The 23633-nt window shown below is 68.0% G+C and carries 23 protein-coding genes; 14 read left to right on the top strand and 9 right to left on the bottom strand.

The annotated features are described in order from the left end of the window. Positions 1-57: 57 nt before the first annotated feature. The 3 genes from O9344_RS12920 to sseA are packed head-to-tail and all read left to right on the top strand — an operon-like array spanning position 58 to position 2687. The gene (locus O9344_RS12920; RefSeq protein ID WP_298477749.1) at positions 58-1098 is read left to right on the top strand and encodes a cysteine synthase A; all 1041 of its coding nucleotides are present in this window, start codon (positions 58-60) and stop codon (positions 1096-1098) included. Next, a complete protein-coding gene (locus O9344_RS12915; RefSeq protein WP_298477746.1) occupies positions 1098-1817 on the top strand; it encodes an alanyl-tRNA editing protein in 720 nt (239 codons plus the stop codon). The genes O9344_RS12920 and O9344_RS12915 overlap by 1 nt, the downstream gene beginning before the upstream one ends. A 12-nt stretch (positions 1818-1829) precedes the next feature. Next, positions 1830-2687 carry a 3-mercaptopyruvate sulfurtransferase gene (gene sseA, locus O9344_RS12910; RefSeq protein WP_298477743.1) on the top strand — a complete coding sequence of 286 codons (858 nt, stop codon included), beginning with the start codon at positions 1830-1832 and terminating at the stop codon, positions 2685-2687. A gap of 69 nt (positions 2688-2756) precedes the next feature. On the opposite strand, the gene O9344_RS12905 is transcribed toward sseA, so the two are convergent. The 4 genes from O9344_RS12905 to O9344_RS12890 all read right to left on the bottom strand — a co-directional run bounded on the left by O9344_RS12905 (position 2757) and on the right by O9344_RS12890 (position 7271). Then, the gene (locus O9344_RS12905) at positions 2757-3506 is read right to left on the bottom strand and encodes an amino acid ABC transporter ATP-binding protein (RefSeq protein ID WP_211353820.1); all 750 of its coding nucleotides are present in this window, start codon (positions 3504-3506) and stop codon (positions 2757-2759) included. Positions 3507-3565: 59 nt separating this feature from the next. Next, positions 3566-4903 (bottom strand): amino acid ABC transporter permease, encoded by a 1338-nt coding sequence (locus O9344_RS12900; protein WP_363321938.1) that lies wholly within the window; start codon positions 4901-4903, stop codon positions 3566-3568. 11 nt (positions 4904-4914) lie between these two features. Further along, a complete protein-coding gene (locus O9344_RS12895) occupies positions 4915-6108 on the bottom strand; it encodes an amino acid ABC transporter permease (protein ID WP_298477865.1) in 1194 nt (397 codons plus the stop codon). A 134-nt stretch (positions 6109-6242) separates the two neighbouring features. Continuing rightward, positions 6243-7271: an amino acid ABC transporter substrate-binding protein gene (locus O9344_RS12890; RefSeq protein WP_298477741.1), complete on the bottom strand. Its 1029-nt coding sequence runs from the start codon at positions 7269-7271 to the stop codon at positions 6243-6245. Positions 7272-7506: 235 nt separating this feature from the next. Here O9344_RS12890 and metC point away from each other — a divergent pair, with 235 nt between their 5' ends. Further along, positions 7507-8688 carry a cystathionine beta-lyase gene (gene metC / locus O9344_RS12885; RefSeq protein WP_298477738.1) on the top strand — a complete coding sequence of 394 codons (1182 nt, stop codon included), beginning with the start codon at positions 7507-7509 and terminating at the stop codon, positions 8686-8688. Here metC and O9344_RS12880 read toward each other — a convergent pair whose 3' ends face one another. Beyond that, positions 8689-9555 (bottom strand): phosphatase PAP2 family protein, encoded by an 867-nt coding sequence (locus tag O9344_RS12880; protein ID WP_298477735.1) that lies wholly within the window; start codon positions 9553-9555, stop codon positions 8689-8691. Positions 9556-9690: 135 nt separating this feature from the next. Here O9344_RS12880 and O9344_RS12875 point away from each other — a divergent pair, with 135 nt between their 5' ends. The 4 genes from O9344_RS12875 to O9344_RS12860 all read left to right on the top strand — a co-directional run bounded on the left by O9344_RS12875 (position 9691) and on the right by O9344_RS12860 (position 13050). Beyond that, a complete protein-coding gene (locus O9344_RS12875) occupies positions 9691-10227 on the top strand; it encodes a VUT family protein (protein WP_298477732.1) in 537 nt (178 codons plus the stop codon). A 90-nt stretch (positions 10228-10317) separates the two neighbouring features. Continuing rightward, complete coding sequence (locus tag O9344_RS12870; RefSeq protein WP_298477730.1) at positions 10318-11100, top strand: SDR family oxidoreductase; 783 nt, start codon at positions 10318-10320, stop codon at positions 11098-11100. A 107-nt stretch (positions 11101-11207) separates the two neighbouring features. Continuing rightward, positions 11208-12458, top strand: a complete 1251-nt coding sequence (locus O9344_RS12865) for an aminopeptidase (protein WP_298477726.1) — start codon at positions 11208-11210, stop codon at positions 12456-12458. Between the two features lie 175 nt (positions 12459-12633). After that, positions 12634-13050, top strand: coding sequence for a cytochrome c family protein (locus O9344_RS12860; RefSeq protein ID WP_298477723.1), 417 nt, complete (start codon positions 12634-12636; stop codon positions 13048-13050). A gap of 77 nt (positions 13051-13127) precedes the next feature. Here the strand turns inward: O9344_RS12860 and O9344_RS12855 are convergent, their stop codons facing one another. Genes O9344_RS12855 through O9344_RS12845 form a run of 3 tightly spaced genes read right to left on the bottom strand, consistent with a single transcriptional unit; the run spans position 13128 to position 16431 of the window. Next, positions 13128-14552: a dihydroorotase family protein gene (locus O9344_RS12855; RefSeq protein WP_298477720.1), complete on the bottom strand. Its 1425-nt coding sequence runs from the start codon at positions 14550-14552 to the stop codon at positions 13128-13130. Positions 14553-14563: 11 nt separating this feature from the next. Next, positions 14564-15358, bottom strand: a complete 795-nt coding sequence (locus O9344_RS12850; protein WP_298477717.1) for an SDR family NAD(P)-dependent oxidoreductase — start codon at positions 15356-15358, stop codon at positions 14564-14566. A gap of 11 nt (positions 15359-15369) precedes the next feature. After that, positions 15370-16431, bottom strand: coding sequence for an ABC transporter substrate-binding protein (locus O9344_RS12845; protein WP_298477714.1), 1062 nt, complete (start codon positions 16429-16431; stop codon positions 15370-15372). Positions 16432-16551: 120 nt separating this feature from the next. Here O9344_RS12845 and O9344_RS12840 point away from each other — a divergent pair, with 120 nt between their 5' ends. Continuing rightward, positions 16552-17460 carry a LysR family transcriptional regulator gene (locus O9344_RS12840; RefSeq protein WP_298477711.1) on the top strand — a complete coding sequence of 303 codons (909 nt, stop codon included), beginning with the start codon at positions 16552-16554 and terminating at the stop codon, positions 17458-17460. Between the two features lie 10 nt (positions 17461-17470). On the opposite strand, the gene O9344_RS12835 is transcribed toward O9344_RS12840, so the two are convergent. Continuing rightward, on the bottom strand, positions 17471-18082 hold the full coding sequence (locus O9344_RS12835) for a glutathione S-transferase (RefSeq protein ID WP_298477708.1): 612 nt from the start codon (positions 18080-18082) through the stop codon (positions 17471-17473). A 225-nt stretch (positions 18083-18307) separates the two neighbouring features. On the opposite strand from O9344_RS12835, the gene O9344_RS12830 reads away from it, so the two are divergent. The 5 genes from O9344_RS12830 (at position 18308) to O9344_RS12810 (ending at position 23632) form a co-directional block, all read left to right on the top strand. Then, a complete protein-coding gene (locus tag O9344_RS12830; protein ID WP_298477704.1) occupies positions 18308-19849 on the top strand; it encodes an amidohydrolase family protein in 1542 nt (513 codons plus the stop codon). A gap of 223 nt (positions 19850-20072) precedes the next feature. Further along, positions 20073-20531, top strand: a complete 459-nt coding sequence (locus O9344_RS12825; RefSeq protein WP_298477701.1) for a (2Fe-2S)-binding protein — start codon at positions 20073-20075, stop codon at positions 20529-20531. Between the two features lie 11 nt (positions 20532-20542). Continuing rightward, entirely contained in the window at positions 20543-22717 is a 2175-nt protein-coding gene (locus tag O9344_RS12820; RefSeq protein WP_298477698.1) for a molybdopterin cofactor-binding domain-containing protein, read from the top strand. After that, a complete protein-coding gene (soxX, locus tag O9344_RS12815) occupies positions 22714-23151 on the top strand; it encodes a sulfur oxidation c-type cytochrome SoxX (protein ID WP_298477695.1) in 438 nt (145 codons plus the stop codon). The genes O9344_RS12820 and soxX overlap by 4 nt, the downstream gene beginning before the upstream one ends. A gap of 4 nt (positions 23152-23155) precedes the next feature. Continuing rightward, on the top strand, positions 23156-23632 hold the full coding sequence (locus tag O9344_RS12810; protein WP_298477692.1) for a thiosulfate oxidation carrier protein SoxY: 477 nt from the start codon (positions 23156-23158) through the stop codon (positions 23630-23632). Position 23633 lies beyond the last annotated feature (1 nt).

Here is a 23633-nt window from a genome sequence, read left to right as displayed (position 1 = left end):
GCGGATCGGGCCTCGGATAGCGTCCGCGGTCCCATCCACGCGCACCCCGTCGCGAGCATGACCATTCATCCAAACGTCGTCGCGGCCATCGGCAACACGCCGCTCATCAGGCTGGAACGCGCCAGCGAGGCGACGGGCTGCACCATCCTCGGCAAGGCCGAGTTCATGAATCCCGGCCAGTCCGTGAAGGATCGCGCGGCGCTCTATCTCGTGCGCGACGCCATGGCCAAGGGCCTCGTCCGCTCCGGCGGCACCATTGTCGAGGGCACGGCGGGCAATACCGGCATCGGCCTTGCCATGGTCGGCCGGGCGCTCGGCCTCGAATGCGTCATCGTCATTCCCGAGACCCAGTCGAAGGAGAAGAAGGACACGCTGCGCCAGCTCGGTGCGAGCCTCATCGAGGTTCCCGCGGCGCCCTATTCCAACCCGAACAATTTTGTCCGCGTTTCCGAGCGCACCGCGGCGCGCCTTGCCCGCGAGAACCCGAACGGCGCCTTCTGGGCCAACCAGTTCGACAATGTCGCCAATCGCCAGGCCCATATCGAGACGACGGGACCGGAGATCTGGCGCGACACGGGAGGCAAGATCGACGGCTTCATCTGCGCCATCGGTTCGGGCGGAACGCTCGCTGGCATCGCCATGGCGCTGAAGGAGAAATCGCCCTCCGTCACCATCGGCCTTGCCGACCCGATGGGCGCGGCAATGTATTCCTGGTTCACTCACGGCAAGCTGGAGGCCAGCGGCTCCTCGATCACCGAGGGCATCGGTCAGGGCCGGGTGACGAAGAACATCGAGGGCGCGCCCGTCGACATCGCCTTCCAGATCCCGGATGAGGAGGCGATCCCGGTCATGTTCGACCTGCTCGAACACGAGGGTCTCTGCGTTGGCCCGTCGAGCGGCATCAACGTCGCGGGGGCCATCCGTCTCGCCCGCCATCTGGGGCCTGGGCACACGATCGTGACGATCCTCTGCGACTACGGCTTCCGTTACGCGTCGAAAATCTACGATCCGGCCTTCCTGCGCAGTCGCGGCCTGCCGGTCCCCCATTGGCTGGAGCGTGCGCCCCAGCCGCTCGTCGACCTCGTTCCGGTGACCTGATGCCGACCCTCTTCCTGTTCCGCGACGACGCCTATCTCGTCGAATGCGAGGCGACCGTCATCGAGGTCACCGAGAAGGACGGCAATGTCGCCGTGGGCCTCGACCGCACCGTCTTCTATCCGACCGGCGGCGGCCAGCCCGGCGATGCCGGCCTGCTCCGTGCCGGCGATGTGGAGATCCCCGTCGCGACCGCGGTCTATGGCGCGACGAAGAGTGACATCCTCCACGTCCTGGCGCCGGGCGCGACGCCACCGGCTGTCGGAGCGACCGTGCTGGCCCGGATCGACTGGCCGACCCGTCACAAGCGGATGCGGATGCATACCGGCCTGCACCTCCTGTCCGTCGCCCTGCCCTACCCCGTGACGGGCGGCTCCATCGGCACGGACGAGAGCCGGCTCGACTTCGACATTCCCGAGGCCGGGCTAGACAAGGACGCGATCACGGCGAAGCTCAACGAGCTCATCGCCACCGACGCCGCCGTGACCGAGCGCTGGATCACCGATGCCGAGCTCGAGGCCAATCCGGGCCTCGTCAAAACCATGAGCGTCAAGCCGCCCATGGGCTCCGGCCAGGTGCGGCTGGTGGAGATCGCCGGCCTCGACCTGCAGCCTTGCGGCGGCACCCATGTACGCCGCACCGGCGAGATCGGCCCCATGACCGTCTCGGCGATTGAGAAAAAAGGCAAGCAGAACCGGCGCGTGCGCGTCGTGTTCGCCTGAGGAGGACTGCCCGTGACCACCCTGCCCTCGCCCTGGCTGCGCTCCACCGACTGGCTGGCCGAGCATCTCGACTATCCCGATCTCGTCATCCTCGACGGCAGCTATTTCCTGCCCACCCAGAAGCGTGACGCCGATGCCGAATTCCTCGAGGCGCATATTCCCGGCGCCCAGCGCTTCGACATCGATGTGGTCAAGGACCCCGACTCGGACCTGCCGCACATGATGCCGCCGGCCACCGTCTTCTCCGCAGCCTGCCGCAAGCTCGGCATCGGCGACGGCAAGTCGGTCATCATCTACGACGCGCTCGGCCTGTTCTCCGCCCCGCGGGTCTGGTGGATGTTCCGGAGCTACGGCGCCGAGCGCGTCTTCATCCTCGATGGCGGCCTGCCCAAATGGATCGCGGAAGGGCGGCCGGTGGAGAGCGGCCCGGCTCGCGCGCGCGAGGCGCGCCACTTCACCCCCCGTCGCAACCATGGTGCGGTCGCCGACCTCGGCGACGTCAAGAAGGCGCTCTCCGGCGGCAAGGTGCAGGTGGTCGATGCCCGTCCCGCCGACCGCTTCCGCGGCGAGGCGCCCGAACCCCGCGCGGGCCTGCGCGGCGGCCATATGCCCGGCGCCCTCAACGTGCCCTCCTCCGCCCTCGTCGAGAACGGCCGGCTCGTCTCGCAGGAGCGCATCCGCGAGGCCTTCACCTCGGCCGGCGTCGATCTCGACCGCCCGGTCATCACCAGCTGCGGCTCCGGCGTCTCCGCCGGCATCCTCTGGCTCGGCCTGGACGCCCTCGGCAAGCAGCCGGCCGGCCTCTATGACGGCTCCTGGAGCGAATGGGGCGGCCGCGAGGACTGCCCGGTCGTCACCGGCCCGGCCTGACCGACCCCATCCATCGCAACAAAAAGGGCGCCGCGGGGCGCCCTTTTCGCAGCCGGACGGCGCGCGCCCTCAGTGCAGGATCTGGCTGAGGAAGAGCTTGGTACGCTCGTGCTGCGGGTTCGAGAAGAAGGCGTTCGGCTCGTTCATCTCGATGATCTGGCCGTAGTCCATGAAGATGACGCGGTTGGCCACCTGGCGGGCGAAGCCCATCTCGTGGGTGACGCAGAGCATGGTCATGCCCTCCTCGGCGAGGCCCACCATGGTGTCGAGCACCTCCTTGACCATTTCCGGGTCGAGGGCCGAGGTCGGCTCGTCGAACAGCATGATCTTCGGGCTCATGCACAGCGCCCGGGCGATGGCGACACGCTGCTGCTGGCCGCCCGAAAGCTGGCCGGGATATTTGTTGGCCTGCTCGGGGATGCGCACGCGCTTGAGGTAGTGCATCGCCACCTCCTCGGCCTCCTTCTTCGGCATCTTCTTCACCCAGATCGGGGCGAGAGTGCAGTTCTCGAGGATGGTGAGGTGCGGGAAGAGGTTGAAGTGCTGGAACACCATGCCGACCTCGCGACGGATCTCGTCGATCTTCTTGAGGTCGTTGGTCAGCTCGATCCCGTCGACGACGATCTTGCCCTGCTGGTGCTCCTCCAGCCGGTTGATGCAGCGGATCATGGTCGATTTGCCGGACCCCGAGGGTCCGCAGATGACGATGCGCTCGCCGCGATGGACCGTCAGGTTGATGTCCTTCAGCACGTGGAACTCGCCGTACCACTTGTGCATGCCGGTGATGGACACGGCGACTTCGTTGGTGGTGGTCGGCATACGGGCCGCGGCCTGGCTGCTCATGCGGGACTCCTGTTGGAACGACGGGACGCGCGCTGTCAGCGCCGGCGGCCGGTATTGAGACGATTTTCGACGAAGATCGAATAGCGTGACATGAAGTAGCAGAAGGCGAAGTAGATGATGCCGGCGAAGGCGAAGCCCGTGTAGAGCGTCACCGGGCTCGCCCATTGCGGATCGGTGAAGCCGGCGCGCATGCCTCCGAGCAGGTCGAAGATCGCGACGATCGAGACCAGCGTCGTGTCCTTGAACAGGCCGATGAAGGCGTTGACGATGCCGGGAATGACCAGCTTCAGCGCCTGCGGCATGACGATGAGGCCCATCATCCGCGGATAGTTGAGGCCGAGCGCCATGGCGCCCTCGAACTGGCCCTTGGGGATCGCCTGGAGGCCGCCGCGGATCGTCTCGGCCATGTAGGCGCCGGAGAAGACCGACACGCCGACCAGAACGCGCACCATGGCGTCGGGCGAACGCTCCAGGAACAGCGGCAGCATGTAGGTGGCGAAGAACAGCACGGTGATGAGCGGCACGCCGCGCACCAGCTCGATGATCGCCACCGACAGGAAACGGATGATCGGCATTTTCGAGCGTCGGCCGAGGGCCAGGGCCACGCCGATGGGAAGGGCCGCGACAATGCCGACCGTGGCCACCACCAGCGTCACCAGCAGGCCGCCCCACTGCCGCGTCTCGACCACCGGGAGGGCGGGTGCGGCGAACATGCCGGAGCGCACGAGGACCATGGCCGCGACGCCGACCGCGAGTGCGCCGGCGCCATATTTCAGAATGGCGTCACTGGCGCTGCCGTCGGCACGCCCCATCAGATAAGCCACGAGCAGACCAATGCCCGCGACAATCGCGATCCACCCGAGCACGACCAGCCACGGATTGATGATCGAACCGCCATAGAGAAGGTTGAAGGCGAGGATCGGAAAGGCGCCGAAGAACAGCACCGCATTCAGCGCCTTATGGGGCACCGAGGGGATCAGCAGCGGCACCAAAAGGACGATGGCGACGATCCCGGTCAGGTCGACGCGCCAGCGCGAGTCCAGCGGATAGAAGCCGTACATGAACTGGCCGAACTTCGCCCAGACGAAGGGCCAGCAGGCGCCGACCGACCGGCCGACCTTCTCGTCGAGGCAGGCGTCGCGGTCCGCGCCTGTCCAGACCGCGCGGATGATCGTGAAATCGACGAAGGTCCAGACGAGCTTGTAGGCGATATAGGCGCCAACGACCGTCAGCAGCGCCTGGAGCGGGCTGGAGAACAGGTTGGCCCTCATCCAGCCGATGGGACCGACGAGGCTCGCCGGCGGCGGCGCTGCCTGGAGGATCTCACCGCGGGTGAAGGAGACGGGAGCGGTGGGGGCGTTGGGCATGGTCATCGCGCGAACCTTCAGCGTTCCACCAGCGCGATGCGCGCGTTGTACCAGTTCATGAAGATCGACGTGACGATGGAGATGGTAAGGTAACAGCCCATCCACATCGCGATGATCTCGATGGCCTGGCCGGTCTGGTTGAGGATCGTGCCGCCGACCGAGACCATGTCGGGATAGCCGATGCCGACCGCGAGCGAGGAGTTCTTGGCGAGGTTCAGGTACTGGCTGGTCAGCGGCGGGATGATCACCCGCAACGCCTGCGGGATGACGATGAGGTTGAGGATGCGGCCCTCGGCGAGGCCGAGCGAACGGCCCGCCTCGGTCTGGCCGTGGCTCACCGCCTGGATGCCGGCGCGCACGATCTCGCCGATGAAGGCCGCGGTATAGGCGACGAGGGCGAGGGTCAGGGCGACGAATTCCGGGATCAGCGTCATGCCGCCGGCGAGGTTGAAGCGGCCCTGCTGCGCATAGTCGAAGGAAACCGGCATGCCCGAGGCGAGATAGGCGAGGATCGGCAGGCCGAAGATCAGCCCGATCATGGTCGACACGACCGGGAACTGCTGGCCGGTGGCGGCCTGACGCTTGCGCGCCCAGCTGCGCACCGCGAAGGCGGCAATGATGCCGACGATCAGAGCGATGCCGATGGCGCCTGACCCGGCCTCGAAGATCGGCTTGGGTACGGTGATGCCGCGCTGGTTGGCGAAGAACAGGCCGAAAAGCGAGTAGGAATTGCGTGGCGTCGGCATGGCCGCGAGCACCGCCAGATACCAGAACAGGATCTGGAAGAGCAGCGGCAGGTTGCGGATGATCTCGACATACCAATAGGCGATCTTGGAGATCACCCAGTTCGGCGACAGCCGGGACACGCCGACGATGAAGCCGAGAATGGTGGCGAAGAAGATGCCGACCACCGCCACCAGCAGCGTGTTCAACAGGCCGATGACGAAGGCCCGGCCATAGGACATCGACTCGGACCAGGCGATCGGCGTCTGCGAGATTCCGAAGCCGGCGGTCTGGTCGAGGAACCCGAAACCGGCGGCGATCCGCTGGTTGGAGAGGTTGGTGACGGCGTTCGAGACCGCCGAGTAAATGACGAAGACCAGCAGTGCGAGGGCGAGCCCCTGGAAGATGAGGCTTCTGACCTTTGGGTCGTTGAAGAACGCCACCTTGGTCGCACTGGTCCCACGAGCCGGCACCGTGCCGTCCGTCATGATCGCCATCCCCTGCTCTGGTCCGGTGCGTGCCCCCTCGATGGAGGGCGGTTGTCTGCACCGATTGCCGTTCCGGATCGTGGACCCGGAACGGCGATGCTGTCCAGCGCTTATCGCTGATTAATTAGGCGCGCTCAACGGATGGGCGGTGCGTACTGCAGACCGCCCTTGTTCCACAGCGCATTGAGGCCACGGGAGATGCCGAGGCGGGTCGAGGGGCCGACATTGCGGTCGAAAACCTCGGCATAATTGCCGACATGGCGGACGATGCGGACGACCCAGTCGCGGCTGAGGCCGAGCGCCTCGCCGAAATTGCCCTCGGCGCCGAGCGTGCGGCGGATCTCGGGATTGGTCGACTGCAGCATCTGGTCGAGGTTCGCCTTGGAGATGTTGAGCTCCTCGGCGGTGATCATCGCGAAATGGGTCCACTTCACGATGTCGAACCACTGGTCATCGCCATGGCGCACGACCGGGCCGAGCGGCTCCTTCGAGATGATCTCCGGCAGCACCATGTGGTCGTCGGGCTTGGCGAGCTTCACGCGCTCGGCATAGAGGCCCGAAGCGTCGGTGGTGAACACGTCGCAGCGGCCGGCATCATAGGCCTTGATCGTCTCGTCGGCCGTGGCGAACACGACCGGCTCAAACTTCAGGTTGTTGGTCCGGAAGAAGTCGGCGACGTTCAGCTCGGTGGTGGTGCCGGTCTGCACGCAGACCGAAGCACCCGACAGCTCGCGGGCGCTCTTCACGTTGAGCGACTTGCGGACCAGGAAGCCCTGGCCGTCATAGTAGTTGATGCCTGCGAAGTTCAGGCCGAGTGACGTGTCGCGCTGGATGGTCCAGGTGGAGTTCCGCGAGAGCACGTCGACCTCGCCGGACTGCAGGGCGGTGAAGCGGTCCTTCGCCGAAAGCGGCGAGAAGCGCACCTTCGAGGGGTCATTGAAGATCGCCGCCGCAAGCGCGCGGCAGAAATCGACGTCGAGGCCGGTCCAGTTGCCGGCGCTGTCCGGCTGCGAGAAGCCGGCGAGACCCTGGCTCACGCCGCACTGGACGAAGCCCTTGTTCTGGATGTTGCGGAGGGTCGTCGACGGCGCCTGGGCCAGCGCAGCCGTGGCCCCGAGGCCCAGCGCGGCTCCGAGCGCGAGAGTCGATACGATTCGCTTCATGGTGACAGCCTTTCCCATTCTGGTTGTGGCTTGGTTCTTGTCCGCCGCGGGCCGCCCCTGGGGCGCTGCCTCCCGGACCTGTCGTCCGCAAGACCCCGCATAACTGCATCACAGGCCATCTTGAAACGGGGGTCAAGGCCTTGACGAGCGAACGCCGGACCGCCGACAAGCCCGAGTCCCACCGCGCGGCGGCCGACCGTCACGCCCCTCTCCTTTCCTAACGTCAGAGGCAGGCATGGCTGGCCCGTCCGATACCAAGTCCCTGTCCGAGCGCACTCGCCTGGTGCTCGGAGGCCGCCACCCCGCCGATCAGTATGGCTTCGTCAACACGCCGATCTATCGCGGCTCGACGGTGCTGTACCCGACCTATGAGGAGCTGAAGGCCCGCCGCCAGAAATACATCTACGGCACCAAGGGCACGCCGACGACCAAGGCGCTGGAAGAGGCCTGGACCGACATTTCCGGGGCCGCCGGCACGGTGATCGTGCCGTCGGGCCTTGCCGCGATCGCCATCGCGCTGCAGTCCTGCCTGAAGGCGGGTGACCACATGCTGGTAACGGATTCGGTCTATCGTCCCACCCGCCAGTATGCCGACGGGGTCCTCAAGCGCTTCGGGGTCGAGACCACCTATTACGACCCGCTGATCGGTGCCGGCATTGCCGACCTGATGCGCCCGAACACCACCGTGGTCTTCACCGAGGCCCCGGGGTCGCAGTCCTTCGAAATGCAGGACATTCCGGCCATCGCGGCTGCCGCCCATGCCAAGGGCGCCCTCGTCGTCATGGACAACACCTGGGCGACGCCGCTCTATTTCCCGCCGCACGAACGCGGCGTCGACATCGCCATCGAGGCCGGCACCAAATATCTCGGCGGCCATTCCGACCTGCTCATGGGTCTCGTCACTGCCAACGAGCGGGCCTATCCGGCCCTGCGCGAGACTTTCGACCTCACCGCCATCGGCGCCGGCCCCGAGGACTGCTTCCTGGCGCTGCGCGGCCTGCGCACCATGAAGCTGCGCCTCGACGAGGCCAACCGTCAGGGCATGGCCATGGCCGAATGGCTCGCCGCCCGGCTCGAAGTGAAGACCGTTCTTCACCCGGCCTTCCCGTCCCATCCCGGCCATGCCATCTGGAAGCGCGACTTCAAGGGCGCCTCGGGCCTGTTCTCGGTGATCCTGCATCCCGCAAGCGAGCGCCAGCTTGCCGCCTTCCTCGACGGGCTCGAGCTCTTCGGCATGGGCTATTCCTGGGGTGGCTACGAGAGCCTCGTGGTGCCGTTCGACTGCGCGCCCTATCGCAGCGCGACGACATGGAATCCGGGCGGCCCGGCCCTGCGCTTCCAGATCGGCCTCGAGGACGTGAAGGACCTGCAGGCCGACCTCGCCGCCGGCTTCGAGCGGTTGAAGGCCGCGGCCTGATCAGCCGCGCAAGCGGCGCCAGACCTGCGCCAGTGCCTGTTTCAGCCTGTGCCGGGGCATCGGCACCGGCTCCCGGTGCGCCATCGGCGAGAAGACGAGACCGCGACGCGCGAACCATTCGCGCGTCATCACGGTGAACCAGGCGCCCCACAGCGAACCGGCGACGATGTCGGTGAAATAGTGGGCGTCCACGGCCACGCGGCTGAAGGCGACGATCACCGCCAGGACGATGAAGGTGTTACGCCAGCGCGGGAACAGCGCGGCGAAGGACAGCGCGATGGCAAAGGCCGTCTGCGAATGCCCCGAGGGGAAGCTCGCATAGGACGCCTGCCAGCTCGGGAACTGGAAGTGCAAGGCGCCGAACTCGTCGAAATAGCGCGGCCGCCCGCGGGCGATGATGCGCTTGACGATGGTGACGATCAGTCCAGATCCGCCCACCGCGATGAAGACGAAGGCGAGCCGGGCGGCAAGCGCCAGCATCACCCTGTCGGCAAAGCGCCGCGCCGGCGTGACGACCGACAGGATCACCAGCAGTATGACGCCGCTGGGGATCAGCACCCAGGCGGATTTGCCGACATCGGTGATGAGCTCCCAGACGAAGGCCCATCCGCCGCGCGTCCAGGCGCGTACGCCGATCACCACGGGATCGACATAGACCATGCCGGCGAGGATGAGCGCCAGCGCGATGGCCGCGGCCGCAAAACGCTCGGGCCAGCCGGGGAAGACGCGGAAGGCCGGCGAGGCGAGCGGCCGGACCGGGCGGAACAGGCGCTCGATTCCGGCACGGAAAGCCAGGCCGAAATCGGCGAAGCGCTGCGCGGACGTCCGCGGTGTTTCTGCGCTGCTCGGGTCGAACGACGTGGTCATTCCCCTCCTCTAGGCCAAATCGGCCGGCGGGTCACCCGGGCCGCGGCGGGGCACGACCGCACTGCACACATCGCGTGACCTTGGCGGCCTGTCGCTGTATGGAGGCGCCTTTCCGCCACCACCCCACGGCCAGACATGCTCGGATATCTCGCCCTCGCCGGCTTCGTCGCCACCATTCCCGCCGCCAACTGGCTGATCGGCAATCTCGGCACGACCTGCGTGCCCAATGGCCCCTGCCTCATTCCCGTCGGCTTCGGCCTGATGGCGCCGAGCGGCGTGCTGATGATCGGCCTTGCCCTGGTGCTGCGCGATCTCGTCCAGCGCCGCCTCGGCCTCGTCTGGTCGCTCGCCGGCATCGTCGTCGGCGCCGCCCTGTCCTGGACCGTCGCAGCCCCTGCCCTCGCCCTCGCCTCCGCCTGCGCTTTCCTGTTCTCGGAACTTGCCGATACGGCGGTCTATACCCCCCTTGCCCGCAAGCGCCTCATCGCCGCCGTCTGGGCCTCGAGCCTCGTCGGCACGGTGATCGATTCCACGCTGTTCCTCTGGCTCGCCTTCGGCTCGGTCCAGCTTCTTCCCGGCCTCGTCCTCGGCAAGATGTGGATGGTGGCGCTGGCGACACTGGTGCTCTGGATTCTCCGCCGTCGCGAAACCTCCACCGCCGCCGCCAGCTGACCCCCTCCCTCCGTCGGCCCGGTTGACGGCCGGGCCGCCCCGCCCGTCCCATGACGAACAGGCGCCGGCAGTGCGCGACGGAGGACAGCCATGACCCAGATCTTCGACCTTTCGGGCCGCGTGGCCATCGTCACCGGCGGCAATGGCGGCATTGGCCTCGGCATGGCCGAGGCGCTGGTCGGAGCGGGTTGCGCCGTCTCCATCTGGGGCCGCAACCGCGACAAGACGGAGGCTGCGGTGTCGGGTCTCAAGGCGACCGGCGGGCAGGTCGAGGGCCGGACTTGCGACGTCACGGACCCCGCCTCCATCGAGGCAGCCTTCGCCGCAACCCTGTCCGCCCTCGGCCGCGTCGACGGGTTCTTCGCCAATGCCGGCATCACCGGCGAGAGCAAGGGCCCCTTCATCGAGCGCGACTGGGATGAATGGCGCCGGCTGATGACCGCCAATGTCGAGGGCGTCGCCCGCGGCTTCCAGCTCGCCGCCCGCCACATGGTGGTCCGTGCCAAGGCGGGCGATCCCTTCGGCCGGCTGGTGGCCACCTCGTCCGTCGCTTCCATCGAGGGCGCCGCCTGGAACGAGCATTACGGCGCCTCGAAAGGCGCGCTCAATGCGTTCGTCCGGGCCATCGCCGTCGAGCTCGCCCGCCATGGCGTCACCGCGAACACCATCCTGCCGGGCTGGATCGAGACGGATATGACCGCCCGCGCCCTCGCCGACGAGAAGTTCGTCAAGGCGGTCTCGCCGCGCATTCCGGTGCGGCGTTTCGGCACGCCGGCCGATTTCGGAGGGATGGCAGTCTTCCTGATGAGCCGGTCATCGTCCTACATGACGGGCCAGACCCTCGTCATTGATGGTGGCTACAGCATCTTCTGACGGCAGGGCGCGCGTCCCGCGGCGCGCATGCCCGCTGCTTGCTCGGATGGGTTGCCAGGCTCGTGACGCAGGGTCACCTTTCGCCGGCACGCCACCAGGACCCGACCATGGACGCAGCACATCCCTCCTCCCGGATTGACGAAGCCCGCCTCGACAAGCTCGCGGAAGTCGCCGTCAAGGTCGGGCTCCGCTTGCGCAAGGGCCAGGATCTCCTGCTCACCGGCTCGGCCGGCTCGCTGCCTCTGGTGCGGCGCATCGCCCGCCATGCCTATCAGGCCGGCGCCAATCTGGTGACGCCCATCCTCTCGGACGAGGAACTCACCCTCACCCGCTTCCGCCACGCCCATACCGAGAGCTTCGACAAGGCGCCGGACTGGCTCTATCGCGGCATGGCCGAGGCCTTCGGCGACAACACCGCCCGCCTCGCTGTCGTCGGTGACAATCCGATGCTGCTGGCCAACGAGGACCCCGACAAGGTCTCGCGCGCCAACCGCGCGACCTCGCGGGCCTACCAGCCCGCGCTGGAGAAGATCGCCGGCTTCGACATCAACTGGAACATCGTCGCCTATCCCGGCACGGCCTGGGCCAAGCTGGTCTTCCCCGACCTCGACGAGGCGGCGGCCGTGACGCGCCTGGCCGATGCCATCTTCGCTGCCTCGCGCGTCAACCAGGACGATCCCGTTGCGGCCTGGGAAGCGCATAACGCCGCGCTTGCCCGCCGCACCGCCTCGCTCAACGAGCAGCGCTTCGCCGCCCTCCAGTTCACGGGGCCCGGCACCGATCTCACCGTCGGCCTCGCCGACGATCACCTCTGGGAGGGCGGCGCCTCCACGGCGAAGAACGGCATCACCTGCAACCCCAACATCCCGACCGAAGAGGTCTTCACCACGCCCCATGCGCTGAAAGTGACCGGCCATGTCTCCAGCACCAAGCCGCTGTCCTACCAGGGCACGCTGATCGACGGCATCCGCGTGCGCTTCGAAGCGGGGCGGATCGTCGAGGCTCATGCGAGCCGCGGCGAACAGGTTCTGGGCAAGGTGCTCGACACCGATGAGGGCGCTCGCCGGCTCGGCGAGGTGGCGCTCGTGCCGCATTCCTCGCCCATCTCCAAGAGCGGCATCCTTTTCTACAACACGCTCTTCGACGAGAACGCCTCCTGCCATATCGCGCTCGGCCAGTGCTACGCCAAGTGCTTCGTCAATGGCGCCAGCCTGACGCCCGACGAGATCGCCGCGCGCGGCGGCAACCGCTCGCTCATCCATATCGACTGGATGATCGGCTCGGGCGAAGTCGATATCGACGGCGTAACCGCCGACGGCCAGCGGGTGCCGGTCTTCCGCCGCGGCGAGTGGGCTTGACGGTCCCACGGCCAGACTCTTCCAGGATGGCGATGGCTCGACCGGTGTCGTCGCAGGACATTGTCGTGGTGGCGACGAATCCTATTTGTCGCTACATCGGGGGCACCCCCGGACGAGGCCGATGGCGAGACCATCGCCATCGGCCTTTTCAGCCACCATCGTCAGGATCTGCACCATGCGCATCGTCGCCGCCACGGCCCTGTCCGTGTCCCTCCTCGCCGCCGTCGCGGCGTCCCCGCTTCTCGCCCAGTCCGCCGGCGATCCGGCCGCCGGCGAGCGTGTCTTCGCCCAGTGCCGCGCCTGCCACCAGGTCGGCGAGACCGCCCGCAACGGCGTCGGCCCCAATCTCAACGGCCTGTTCGGCCGCAAGGCCGGCACGGTCGAGGGCTTCAACTATTCGCCCGCCTTCAAGACCCCTGCAGTCGCCGAGAAGGTCTGGTCGCCGGAGAATTTCGCGGTCTACATCCGCAATCCGCGCGAGGTGACGCCCGGCACCCGCATGGTCTTCGCCGGCATCCGCAGCGACAACCAGATCGCCGACCTCACCGCCTATCTCCGCCAGTTCGCCGCGGACGGCAAGCGGACCCAGTGATCCTCGGATGGCGGCGGTCTGAGGACCGCCGCCATCATCGGTCTTCCCATGACAACCCGGGCCGTCCGCTGACGCGATCAGGCCCTCGCGCGGGCGATTTCTGCCGCGAGGGTCTTGTCGGCATTGGCCACTGTCGGCGCCGGCATGCGCTGCACATCGGTGACCTGCCGTCCGTGACCGCGAGCCTCGGTCACCAGCCTGCGGTCCTTCTGCACGAAGCGCCCGCGCACCAGCGTGTGCACGGGAACGCCCGTCACTGCCTTGCCCTCGAAGGGAGTGACCTTCGCCCGCGAATGCAGCGCCTCGGCGCGGATCGTCTCGGTGCGCGTGAGGTCCACCACCGCGATATCGGCATGGGCGCCGGCGGCAATGCGCCCCTTCACCGGCCAGAGGCCGAAGCGCTTCGCCGGGTTCTCGGCGGACCAGCGGACATAGTCCTCGACGCTCATGCGGCCCTTGGCCACCTCATTGAGCATCAGCGGCATCTGCGTCTCGACGCCCGGAAAGCCGCAATCGGCTTCCCAGATCACCGCCTTGGTCTTCTCCTCCGGCGTATGGGGGGCGTGGTCGGTCTCGACGAGATCCACCGTGCCGTCCTTCAGCGCCGCCCAGATGGCCTCGGAATCGCTCGCCTCGCGCACCGGCGGATTGACCCGGATCACCGATCCGAGACGGCCATAGTCGCGGGTGTCGAGCAGCAGGTAGCAGGGGCAGGTGCCGCCGGTGATGTCGACGCCGCGGGCTTTCGCATCGCGCAGCGGCCCGAGTTCGAGGCCTGACGAAATGTGGAGCACGTGCAGCCGCGCGCCCGTCCATTCCGCGAGGATCGCGGCGCGGGCGACCGCCTCCGCCGCGACCACGGCGGGCCGCGCCGCCACATGGGCGAGCGGATCGTTGCGGCCGGCCTCCATCAGGCGCTTCTGCCGCCAGGCCATGATGGACGCCGTTTCGGCATGGAGCGAGATGCGCAGGCCGGAGGGCGCGATGATCTCGAAGCCCTCGAGCATGGCCCCCGTCGAGGGCGAGGGCAGGTTGCCGAACGTGTTGCCCATGAAGCACTTGAAGGCGTTGACCCCGCCCTCGATCAGCCCCGGAAGTTCGGCGATATTGTCCTCGGCAAGCAGCCCGTAGATGCCGTAGTCGACATAGGCCTTCTTGGCCGCCTCCTGCTTCTGCCGCAGCTCGGTGATGGACCGGGTCGGCGGATGGGTGTTCGGCATCTCGAAGACCGTCGTCGTGCCGCCCATGGCGGCGGCCGCCGTGCCGGTCTCCCAGTCCTCCTTGTGCGTGTAGCCCGGCTCACGGAAATGGACGTGGACGTCGATGGCGCCCGGCAGCACGTGGAGCCCGGTCGCATCCAGGCTCTCGCGGCCCGCCGGCAAGGTGCCCGGCGCACCGACGGCCATGACGAGGCCGTCCTTCACAGCGACATCGGCCTTCACCGTGGCGTCGCCCGAGACAACCGTGCCGCCGTGGATAAGAAGATCGGGGGTGGCGCTCATGGTCCGCTCCGTCACAGCATGGCCCAGCCGCCATCGACCGGCAGGTCGACGCCGGTGATCTGGCGCGCCGCGTCCGAGGCGAGGAACAGGCAGGCATTGGCAACGTCGACATCGGTCGAGATGCGCCGCAAAGCATAGTCGGCGGCGTGATGGGCCACCGCCTCCTCGTGGCTGATGCCGAGCCGCTTCGCCATCTCGGGGATGACCTTGGTGCGGAAGCGGTCGCCCTCGATCATGCCGGGCGCGACACAGTTGACGTTGATGCCGTGGGGCCCGACCTCCAGCGCGAAGCTCTTGGTGATGCCGCGCAGGCCCCATTTCGACGCCGAATAGGCCATGCGCCCGGCCCGCCCGCGCATGCCGAACGTGCCGCCGACATTGACGATCTTGCCGTAGCGCTGGGCGATCATGATGGGGGTGACGGCCTTCATCGTGTTGAAGCAGCCGCGCATGTTGAGGTCGACGATCTCGTCGAACTCCTCTTCCGTCGTCTCCCAGCCGGTCTTGCCGACCGGTCCCGAGCCACCCGCGACATTGACGAGAATGTCGATGCGCCCGCCATAGGCTCCTTGAGTCTTCGCGATCGCGGCGTCGCAATCGGACCCCTTGGTGATGTCGCAGGGGATGATGAGCGCCTCGGCGCCCCTCGCCCTGACCTCGGCGGCAACCGGCTCGATGGCGGCGGTGTCGCGGCCGAGCAGGGCAAGGCGGCAGCCCTCGGCGGCGAAGAGCCGCGTCACGGCCGCGCCCATGCCCTTGGCCGGGCCAGTGATGACCGCAACGCGGCCCGTCAAATTCATGTCCATGGAAGGCGCTTTCAGAGGATCTTGCGCAGCCGGGCAGCGGGCGCGGGCAGGAAGGCGTCGGTGAAGATCTCCTCCAGGCCGGGCTGGCGCGGCAGGGCATTGGCCTCGCGCACGATGCCGATGGAGCGGGCGAGCCGCTCGGGATCCGGCGCGCCATAGCCGAAGCGGGCAATCTCGGGGTGGCCCATCTCGTCCTGCAGCGTGGCGATGAGCCGCTCCTTCTCGACGGCGCGGTTGATCAGCGGCTCGCGCTTGGCGACGGAGGCCACCGCCGCGTCGTAATCCTTCAGCGTGTCGACGACACCGCGATCGAAGGCAGCGACGATGGCGCGCAGCGCCTCGGGACGCTCGTTCACCAACTTGCGGGAGACGATCAGGCAGTTGGAATAGAGGTCCATGCCGTGGTCACCGTAATTGATGAAGCGGAACTGCTTGTCGGGATCGATGCCGGCGGTCTTGGCGGAAAAGCGGATCGTGTTGACGAAGCCGAAGGCGCCGTCCACCTGGCCGCGCTGCAACATCTGCTCGCGCAGGTTCGGCGCCATGTTGGTGATGGTGACCTTCGAGGCATCGATGCCGGTCAACCGGGCGAAGGCCGGGAAGAGCTGCAGCGCACCGTCATTGGCCGGACCGCCGAGATTCTTGCCCTCAAGATCCTTCGGCTGACGGATCGGCCCGTCGGCCTTCACCGCGATGGTGAAGGGCGGGCGGTTGAACATCATGTAGATGCCGATGGGCGTGGTCGGATCGGGGCCCGCCTTGCGGCCGGCGAGCGCGATCAGCGCGTTGATGTCGCCAAAGCCCATGTCGTAGGTGCCGGAGCCGACCGCGCCGACTGCCGCGCCCGAGCCGTTGCCTTGGTCGATGTCGATCTCGATGCCGGCCTGGCGCAGGTAGCCATTGTCCTGGGCGAGGAAGAACCAGCTCTGCGGTCCCTGATAGCGCCAGTTCAGCACCATCTTGAGCCGCACCGGGGCGGTCTGGGCGATGGCCGGCGCGGCCGGCACGAAGGGCAGGACGGAGGCGGCCAAGGCGCCACCGACGACAAACCTGCGGCTGGGACCATGCGACATCGATGTCTCCGGGCTTGGATAGGGATGACGCAGGCTAGAGCGACCGAGCGTTGCCGTCTTGTGCCGAGTTTTCTACACTCCGCTGCCGAAACGGCATCGGTCATCGTCAGGGCGGGCGACATGCGGCATCTCAAGGTCTGGCGCTACATCGACGAGGTCGCCCGCACCGGCTCCATCCGGCAGGCAGCCGAACGGCTCAACGTCACCGCCTCCGCCCTCAACCGCCGCCTTCAGGACGTGGAGACGGAACTCGGCACGCCGCTCTTCGACCGGTTGCCGCGCGGCGTGCGCCTCAACGCCGCCGGCGAGCTCCTCATCCGCCACATCCGCGACCAGATCGCCGACACCAGCCGCGTCCGCTCGCAGATCGAGGACCTGTCGGGCTTCCGGCGCGGCAAGATCGCGCTCGCCTGCAGCCACGCCCTCGCCTACCGGCTGCTGCCCGAGGAGATCGCCGCCTACCGCGCCGATTTCCCCCAGGTGCGCTTCGACGTGCGCATCCTCGGCCATGGCCAGGCACTGGACGCGCTGACCGAGTTCGACGTCGACCTAGCGGTGGTCTTCCGCCCCTCCCCGTCGCCGGATTTTTCGGTGATCGCCGCAGCTGACCAGCCGCTGGTGGCGATCATGCGGCGAGACCACCCGCTCGCGGCACGGGCGACCCTGAGGCTGCGCGACTGCCTCGCCCATCCCCTCGCCCTGCCCGACGGCAATTATGGCGGCCGTCAGATGCTGGCCGAAGCCGCGGCCCGCCGGTCACTGCCGGTCGAACCGGCGATCGAGTCGAACTCCTTCGAATTCCTGCGCAATGTCGTGCTGCGTGAGAACGCCGTCACCTTCCAGATCGCGGTCGGCGCGCCGCCGGCCGAGGGCGATGCCGACGGGCTGGTCTCGCGCCCGATCGATACGCGCGACGTGCCGCCGGGCCGCCTTGCCATCGGTCAGCTGCGCGGCCGGCCACTTACCGTCGCTGCGGCCAAATTCGCCCAACGGCTGGTGCAGCGGCTGGAGGGCGCCGCGACCGTCTGAAGGCGGGCCCTTACCCGACCGGGACAGTCGCCCTCATCGACGGACGCTCGGAGAACCGGGCATACCAGTCGGCGAGCGCAGCATTGCCGTCGCGCCAGGCGATGTCGGGGAAGCGGAAGTCGAGATAGCCGAGCGAAACGGCGACCGCGATCGTGCCGATGTCGACCTTCGCCTCAAGATGCGGCATCCAGGACGACGAGAAATTGGCGACCGTGGTGCGGATCTTGGTGATCTGCCCGGCATGCCAGTCGGCCCAGCGCAGCGCCTCAGGGCGCGCGACGCTCTCGTAGCGGGCGAGGAGCGCCGCATCGAGCATCTCGTCCGCCGCCGATTGCAGCACGAGGGCCGGCCAGCGGGCAGCGCCTGCCGGGAACAGCGCCGGGGCAGATCCGATGGCATCGAGATACTCGCAGATGACGCGGCTGTCATAGATCGCCGCGCCGTCATCACCGATCAGCGTCGGCACCTTGCCGGTCGGGTTATGCGCCTTGATCGCGGCGTCCTGGTTGATCGGATGGGCGGCGGCCGGCAGCCTTTCGATCTGCCCGTCGATGCCGCGCTCGATGGCGCAGACCATGACCTTGCGGACGAAGGGCGAGGCGGGGGAGAAGAACAGCTTCACGGCAAACATCCCGAAGAGACGGCAGGGGCGTCCCAGGCGGGCCGCCAGCCCAAGATGGCGCATCGCGCCGCGCCCCGGAAGCTGCGACCGCCGCAGGGCCCCTCCCCCGAACGGCGGGGGCGAAGGCGTCCCGCCGGGCCCCGCTCTTGCATCGGGTGAACGCGGCGCTTGCCAGCCGCCGCTGAGCACTCATCATCGTCACGTCCCTCCTGCCCCGGATCCTCCATGCCCGCCTCGCTCGTCCGCAGCCACACGCTCATGACCGGCGTCACCGACCGCTTCGCCTGCGAGACCATCGCGGGTGGTGCCGTCCTGCAGGAGGACGGCGTCATCACCGCCATCGGCTCCTTCGACGAGCTCCACGCCCGCCATCCCACCGTGCCGGTGATCGGCACCGGCAGCGAGGTGGTCCTTCCCGGCTTCGTCAATGCCCATCACCATGTCGGCCTGACACCGGTGCAGCTCGGCTCGCCTGACATGCCGCTGGAGCTCTGGTTCATCACCCGCTTGGTGATCCGCAACCTCGACCTCTATCTCGACACGCTCTACTCGGCCTTCGAGATGGTCGGCTCCGGCGTCACCACCGTCCAACACATCCAGAGCCTGCTGCCGGGCACGGGACCGGAGGTCGAGGCCAAGGTCGGCGAGGTCATCCGCGCCTACGAGGCCATCGGGATGCGGGTCTCCTATTGCTACGGCGTGCGCGACCAGAACCGACTGGTCTATCAGGCCGATGCCGATTTCGTCGCCAGCCTGCCGGCCGAGCTCCAGGACCCGATGAAGCGCTATTTCGACCGCTTCCGCATGAGCCTCGACGACACGATGGGCCTGTTCGAGAGCCTCCACGCCCGCCATCAGGCGAAGCGCCGGGTGAAGATCCAGCTGGCACCGGCCAACCTCCACTGGTGCTCCGACGCCGCGCTCGGGCGGCTCGCCGAGACCTCGGGGCGCTTCCAAGCCCCGATGCACATGCATCTCGTCGAGACCGCCTACCAGAAGGAGTATGCGCATCGCCGCGGCGGCGGGACCGCCGTGGACTATCTCGACCGCTTCGGACTGGTGAACGACCGCCTCACCATCGGCCACGGTGTCTGGCTCACCGAGCGCGACATCGACCGCCTAGCCGAGGCCGGCTCCTGCATCTGCCACAACTGCTCGTCCAATTTCCGCCTGCGCTCGGGGCTCGCCCCGCTCAACGCCTTCGAGGCCCGCGGCCTCACCACCGCCATCGGCATCGACGAAGCCGGCATCAACGATGACCGCGACATGCTGCAGGAACTGCGCATGGTGCTGCGCGCCCATCGGGTGCCCGGCATGAACGAGGCGGATGTGCCGACCATCCCGCAGGTCCTGCGGATGGCGACCGTGGGCGGCGCGGCGACGACGCCCTACGGCGACACGATCGGCCGGCTGGAGGTCGGACGGGCCGCCGACCTCGTCCTCCACGACCATGACGCCATCGCCTGGCCCTATCTCGACACGGAAACCTCGGCCGTCGACGCGCTGGTGCAGCGGGCAAAGCCCTCGGGCGTGAAGGCGGTCATGTGCGACGGCGAGGTCCTCTATGCCGATGGCCGCTTCACCCGCGTCGATCGCGACGCGGCCCTGAAGGCGCTGCACGACGATCTGTCGAAAGCGCTGGCGCATGACGAGATGGAGCGGCGGCACCTCGCCAAGGTGCTGCTCCCGCATGTCCGGCGCTTCTATGCCGACTATATCGACCCGGCCCGGCACGAGCCCTTCTATCGCGGCAGTTCGCGCGTCTGAGCGGCACGACTTCTCTGCGCGAACCCGGTCATTTGCGAAAGCCTGGACCTTCCGAGGCTTGGCCGAAGAGTTTCACTGGCCAGACCTGGAGAATTTTCGTCTCCCACCTCTCGACAAAGTGAAACGGCAACTCTCCGCTACGGGTTGTTTCGTAGCGCTACCCACTGTGGAATCCTTCCAACGAAGAGGCCGTCACGGCCCGACGCAAACAAGGGAGACGGCGGTGGCGAAACTCAACATCAACGGCCAGGTGGTCGAGGTCACGGCGGCGGACGACACGCCGCTGCTCTGGGCGATCCGGGACCATATCGGGCTCACCGGCACCAAATATGGCTGCGGCATCGCCGCCTGCGGCGCCTGCACCGTCCATATCGACGGCCAGGCGGTGCGCGCCTGCTCGATGCCGCTGAGCGCGGTCTCAGCTGACCAGAAGATCGTCACCATCGAGGGCCTGTCGCCCAACGGCATGCACCCGATCCAGGTCGCCTGGCGCGACCTCGACGTCCCCCAGTGCGGCTATTGCCAGTCCGGCATGATCATGGCCGCCGCCGCCCTCCTCGCGGAAAAGCCCAACCCGACGGACGAGGACATCGACAATGCGATGACCAACATCTGCCGGTGCGGCACCTACAACCGTGTGCGCGCCGGCATCAAGCAGGCCGCCGCGAACCGCCAGGGCTGAGGGAGGACGTCATGACGCTCATCGAGACCACCACGACCTCCCGCCGCGCCGTCCTCAAGGCCGCTGCCGGCCTCACCGTCGGCTTCTACCTGCCGACCAGCGCTTTCGCCCAGCAGCCGGCGCCGGCCGCCACTCCCGAGATCAATGCCTGGGTCGTTATCAGGCCTGATGACACGGTGGTGCTGCGCATGGCCCGCTCCGAAATGGGCCAGGGCACGCGCACCGGCCTCTGCCAGATGATCGCCGAGGAACTCCACTGCGACTGGTCGAAGATCGTCACCGAATATGTGACGCCGGGCCAGTCCCTCGCCCGCAACCGCGCCTGGGGCGCCTTCCTCACCGCCGGCAGCCAGGGCATCCGCCAGAGCCATGACTATGTGCGCCGCGGCGGTGCTGCCGCCCGGATCATGCTGATCCAGGCCGCGGCCGAGGCCTGGGGCGTCCCGGCCGCCGACTGCACCGCCAAGGACAGCGTCATCACCCATGCCGCCTCGGGCCGCACGGTCCGCTATGGCCAGGTGGCTGCGGCCGCCGCGCGCCTGACGCCGCCCGCCAACGTGACGCTGAAGGATCCGAAGGACTGGACCGTCATCGGCAAGTCGGTGAAGCGCCTCGACACGGCCTCCAAGACCACCGGAGCCCTCGTCTATGGCTCCGACCTGAAGATGCCGGGCATGCTGGTCGCCGTGCCGAAGGAATGCCCGGTCTTCGGCGGCAAGGTCGCCTCCTTCGATGCGGCGAAGGTCTCGTCCATGCCGGGCGTGCGCCACGTGCTGAAGGTCGCCGACACGGCGGTCGCGGTGGTGGCCGACACGTTCTGGCAGGCCAAGACAGCCCTCGACGCCCTCCCCGTCACCTGGGATTACGGCCCGAACCGCGCGGTCTCCTCCCAGACCATCGAGGCGCAGCTGCGCGAGGGGCTGGATGCTACGGAGGCCTTCGTCGGCAACACCAATGGCGATGCCCGCGCGGCCATTGCCGGTGCGGCCCGCAAGGTCGAGGCGGTTTACGCCTATCCCTTCCAGAACCACGCGCCGATGGAGCCGATGAACGCCACGGTGCTGTGGACCCCCACGCGCTGCGACGTCTGGTGCCCCACCCAGAACGGCGAGGCGGCGCTGGCCGCAACCGCACAGGCCGCCGGCCTGCCGCAGACGGCTTGCGACGTGCATCGCGTCGACCTCGGCGGCGGCTTCGGCCGGCGCACCACCCATGACTGGCTCATCCAGGCGGTGAACATCGCCAAGCAGATCCCCGGCGTGCCGGTGAAGACGCAGTGGACCCGCGAAGAGGACATGGTCCAGGGGCGCTATCACCCCGTCACCATGGCCAAGATGACGGGCGGCTTGGACGCGCAGGGCAATCTCGTCGGCCTGCACATGCGCATCTCCGGACAGTCGATCCTGTCCTATGTCTTCCCCACCGCGCTGCAGAACGGCCGCGATCCCGTGCAGTTCCAGGGGCTCAACGCCGGCGGCAACGACAGCCAGATCGGCTACTCGTTCCCGAATCTGCTCATCGACCACGCCATGCGGAACACCCACGTTCCTCCGCACTTCTGGCGCGGCGTGAACCACAACCAGAACGCCATCTATCTCGAGTGCTTCCTCGACGAGCTCGCCCACGCGGCGGGCCAGGATCCCCTCGCCTTCCGCCGCAAGCTGATGGGCAACCATCCCCGCCATCTCGCGGTGCTGAACGCGGTGGCCGAGAAGATCGGCTGGGACAAGCCGCCGCCGGCCGGTGTCCATCGCGGCATCGCCCAGCAGATGGGTTTCGGCAGCTATGTCGCCGCCGCCGCCGAGGTCTCGGTCGATGCCCAGGGCAAGCTCAAGGTCCACCGTATCGTCGCGGCCACTGATTGCGGCGTCGCCGTCAATCCGCGGCAGATCGAGATGCAGGTCGAGGGCTCCTTCGTCTATGGCCTGTCGGCGCTGCTCTACGGCGCCTGCACGGTGAAGGACGGCCAGATCGTCGAGACCAATTTCGACAGCTACAACGTGTTGCGCATGGACGAGATGCCGCCGGTCGAGACCATCGTCATGCCCTCCGGCGGCTTCTGGGGCGGTGTCGGCGAGCCGACCATCATGGTAGCAGCACCCGCCGTGCTGAACGGCATCTTCGCCGCCACCGGCAAGCGCATCCGCTCCGTGCCGCTGAAGGACCAGGACCTCCGGCGCGCGTGAGGCAGGCCCTCGCCGCCCTGCTGCTCGCCCTGGCCGCCGCACCCGCGGCGGCGCAGGTCGCGCCCTTCGTGGTTACCGGCGACGCCGTCTCGGCGCCGCTGGACGGCCTTGCCGGCGATGCCGGGCGCGGTGCCCGCATCGTCCGCAACCGGGAGACGGCCAATTGCCTGATCTGCCACACGATCCCGGACCCGCGCGAGACCTTCATGGGCGAGGTCGGGCCGCCTCTTGCGGGCGTGGCGCTGCGGCTGACGCCGGGCCAGATGCGCCTGAGGCTCATCGACCCGACACGCATCAACCGCGAGGCGGTCATGCCCGCCTATCACCGCATCGCCGACCTCCTGCGTGTCGATCCACGCTGGCAGGGCCGGCCGGTCCTGACCGCGCAGGAGATCGAGGACGTCGTGGCCTATCTCGCGACGCTCAGGGAGTGACGCCATGACCTTGCCCGCGCCACGCATCGGGCTGACACGCCGCACCGCCCTCGCCGCGGGTGCCGCGGCCCTGCTGCCGGCCGCAACCGTGGCCGACGCCCAGCCTGCGCATCGCGAGACCATGGCCGCCGTCGAGCGAAGCGTCCTCGCCGGCCGGACGCCGCTCGCCTCCGGCGTCACGCTGGACATGCCGACGCTGTCGGAAAACGGCAATTCGGTCGACCTGATGATCCGGATCGACAGTCCGATGAGCGGCGAGGACCATGTCACCGCCATCCATGTTCTTGCCGACAAGAACCCGTTTCCGCGGGTTGCGACCTTCCGCATCGGGCCGAGGGCCGGACGCGCTGAGGTCGGCACGCGCATCCGCCTCGCCGAGACGCAGACCATCGTCGTGCTCGCCGAAACCAGCCGCGGCACGGTGCATCGCGGCGCCCGCGAGGTCATCGTCATCCTCGGCGCCTGCGTGGACGGAGGCTGAC

This window comes from Phreatobacter sp. (genome assembly GCF_027532945.1).
Lineage (GTDB): Bacteria > Pseudomonadota > Alphaproteobacteria > Rhizobiales > Phreatobacteraceae > Phreatobacter.
Note: the sequence above shows the minus strand (reverse complement) of the source record. Positions and strands in the feature narration are given on the sequence as shown.

Bases quoted from the DNA above. Each gene is read 5' to 3' on its own strand.
- O9344_RS12920 (WP_298477749.1), top strand. From the start codon at position 58: ATGACCATTCATCCAAACGTCGTCGCGGCCATCGGCAACACGCCGCTC.
- O9344_RS12915 (WP_298477746.1), top strand. From the start codon at position 1,098: ATGCCGACCCTCTTCCTGTTCCGCGACGACGCCTATCTCGTCGAATGC.
- O9344_RS12905 (WP_211353820.1), bottom strand. From the start codon at position 3,506: ATGCCGACCACCACCAACGAAGTCGCCGTGTCCATCACCGGCATGCAC.
- O9344_RS12900 (WP_363321938.1), bottom strand. From the start codon at position 4,903: ATGACCATGCCCAACGCCCCCACCGCTCCCGTCTCCTTCACCCGCGGT.
- O9344_RS12895 (WP_298477865.1), bottom strand. From the start codon at position 6,108: ATGACGGACGGCACGGTGCCGGCTCGTGGGACCAGTGCGACCAAGGTG.
- O9344_RS12890 (WP_298477741.1), bottom strand. From the start codon at position 7,271: ATGAAGCGAATCGTATCGACTCTCGCGCTCGGAGCCGCGCTGGGCCTC.
- metC (WP_298477738.1), top strand. From the start codon at position 7,507: ATGGCTGGCCCGTCCGATACCAAGTCCCTGTCCGAGCGCACTCGCCTG.
- O9344_RS12880 (WP_298477735.1), bottom strand. From the start codon at position 9,555: ATGACCACGTCGTTCGACCCGAGCAGCGCAGAAACACCGCGGACGTCC.
- O9344_RS12875 (WP_298477732.1), top strand. From the start codon at position 9,691: ATGCTCGGATATCTCGCCCTCGCCGGCTTCGTCGCCACCATTCCCGCC.
- O9344_RS12870 (WP_298477730.1), top strand. From the start codon at position 10,318: ATGACCCAGATCTTCGACCTTTCGGGCCGCGTGGCCATCGTCACCGGC.
- O9344_RS12865 (WP_298477726.1), top strand. From the start codon at position 11,208: ATGGACGCAGCACATCCCTCCTCCCGGATTGACGAAGCCCGCCTCGAC.
- O9344_RS12860 (WP_298477723.1), top strand. From the start codon at position 12,634: ATGCGCATCGTCGCCGCCACGGCCCTGTCCGTGTCCCTCCTCGCCGCC.
- O9344_RS12855 (WP_298477720.1), bottom strand. From the start codon at position 14,552: ATGAGCGCCACCCCCGATCTTCTTATCCACGGCGGCACGGTTGTCTCG.
- O9344_RS12850 (WP_298477717.1), bottom strand. From the start codon at position 15,358: ATGGACATGAATTTGACGGGCCGCGTTGCGGTCATCACTGGCCCGGCC.
- O9344_RS12845 (WP_298477714.1), bottom strand. From the start codon at position 16,431: ATGTCGCATGGTCCCAGCCGCAGGTTTGTCGTCGGTGGCGCCTTGGCC.
- O9344_RS12840 (WP_298477711.1), top strand. From the start codon at position 16,552: ATGCGGCATCTCAAGGTCTGGCGCTACATCGACGAGGTCGCCCGCACC.
- O9344_RS12830 (WP_298477704.1), top strand. From the start codon at position 18,308: ATGCCCGCCTCGCTCGTCCGCAGCCACACGCTCATGACCGGCGTCACC.
- O9344_RS12820 (WP_298477698.1), top strand. From the start codon at position 20,543: ATGACGCTCATCGAGACCACCACGACCTCCCGCCGCGCCGTCCTCAAG.
- O9344_RS12810 (WP_298477692.1), top strand. From the start codon at position 23,156: ATGACCTTGCCCGCGCCACGCATCGGGCTGACACGCCGCACCGCCCTC.